The following is a 1,511-nucleotide window of genomic DNA, read 5'->3' as shown; positions in this document are numbered from 1 at the left end:
GAGTGCAGTTATATTTCTTTCCAAATCTTGAATTATCAACCTTCTCACTTTCTTCCGTAAGCTCGTATTTCTTTTCTATACTCATGTTCTTATCCACCTAATGATTGTTCACTATCGGTTTGATCACACCCTGCCCTACTTGCTGCACAACCATCTACAAACTCAGGTGATGGAGATGTTTCTTTTTTCTGCATTAAGTTTTGCAAACGCTCGGAATAAACAGCATCTTTATGGTGTTTTGTCATTGGAAAGTAGATTTTACGAGATTTGTTCTCATATGTATGAAGAAACCAATTTATTGTAACCCAAGATAACCCTTTGGATTGAGACAATTGAATAATTATGTTCCAATATTTTGGAGAAATACTATTACGATCGCGCATTTTACGCGCGGCTTCATAACTACATCCAACTTCTTCTGCGAATTGGCGTATAGATCCCCAGAACTCAATTAAATTTTTAACAGAAAAATTATTAACCATAGCAATAACAGTACATTACGTACAATTTAAAATCAAGATAAAATCGTACACATTGAACAGAAAAAATAGTGGATAATGTACAAATGATTCTTTTACCAAAAGATAGACTTAAAATGGCACGTGAGCGCGCTGGGTATTTAACACCGAGCGAAGCCGCACGTGCTATACCAAGTCTCAATGTTAATACATTAATTAGTAATGAAAATGGAAATCGCGCTATCTCGCGTCAAATGGCTGGACGATATGGAGAGGTATTTAATGTAGATCCTGGATGGATTTTGTATGGCAAGTCTTCTCAAGATAATCCTAGCCTCAGTGAGAGCGTTCCTTTAATTTCGTGGGTTAGTGCTGGAGAATTAAGTGAGCAAGACGGTATAACGGATTTTTTGGATTGTTCTATGATCGAAGCTGTCAATCTTCCAGCGGGTGAGTGGATTGCTTTGCGCGTGGATGGTTCGTCCATGAATAAAATTAGTCCTCCAGATTCTATAATATTTGTAAATATGCGAGATAAGAAACTTGTACCAAATGCTTGTTATGTCATTGCAGATGAAACTGGAAAGGCAACATATAAACGATATAGGCCAAATGATAATCCTCCTTTTCAACCCGCCTCATATAATAAAACAATAAATGCTCCAAAACTCGAAGGTGCTATCTCAATAATAGGTCGTGTACGGCGTACTATTCTTGAAATGTAATACTATAATCATCTTTCATCTACTTAAAATTAAATGCTATCAGTGGAATCGCGGCTGCGTTTTGTTGATTCCTAACAACAAGCCTGAGCATTTTTGACACTCTATATAATAAAGTGATTCTTATAGAGATAAAAAAACACAGATTATTTCCCCTTTTTTATTATTTTTATAAAATAAGTACAAAATGTACTTGACTATATTTTGTACATAATGTACTTACTTATATACACTACAAACAACCATTTACGAACAAGGAATAGAGGGGATGGAAAATGAATGAACAGTTTTTTGTGAATGCTGATGAGATTTTGTTGCTTGTATGCAGTGG

General features: G+C 35.3%; 2 protein-coding genes. One reads left to right on the top strand and one right to left on the bottom strand.

The genetic code is table 11. The annotated features are described in order from the left end of the window. Positions 1-89: 89 nt before the first annotated feature. Positions 90-482 carry a hypothetical protein gene (locus ME3_RS07155; RefSeq protein WP_007476922.1) on the bottom strand — a complete coding sequence of 131 codons (393 nt, stop codon included), beginning with the start codon at positions 480-482 and terminating at the stop codon, positions 90-92. Positions 483-565: 83 nt separating this feature from the next. Between ME3_RS07155 and ME3_RS02760 the strand changes: the two genes are divergently transcribed. After that, positions 566-1,183 carry a LexA family transcriptional regulator gene (locus ME3_RS02760; protein WP_007476921.1) on the top strand — a complete coding sequence of 206 codons (618 nt, stop codon included), beginning with the start codon at positions 566-568 and terminating at the stop codon, positions 1,181-1,183. Positions 1,184-1,511: the final 328 nt, after the last annotated feature.

Origin of the sequence: Bartonella melophagi K-2C, assembly GCF_000278255.1 — a bacterium.
Taxonomy (GTDB): Bacteria; Pseudomonadota; Alphaproteobacteria; order Rhizobiales; family Rhizobiaceae; genus Bartonella; species Bartonella melophagi.
This window is presented reverse-complemented; position numbering and strand designations above follow the sequence as displayed.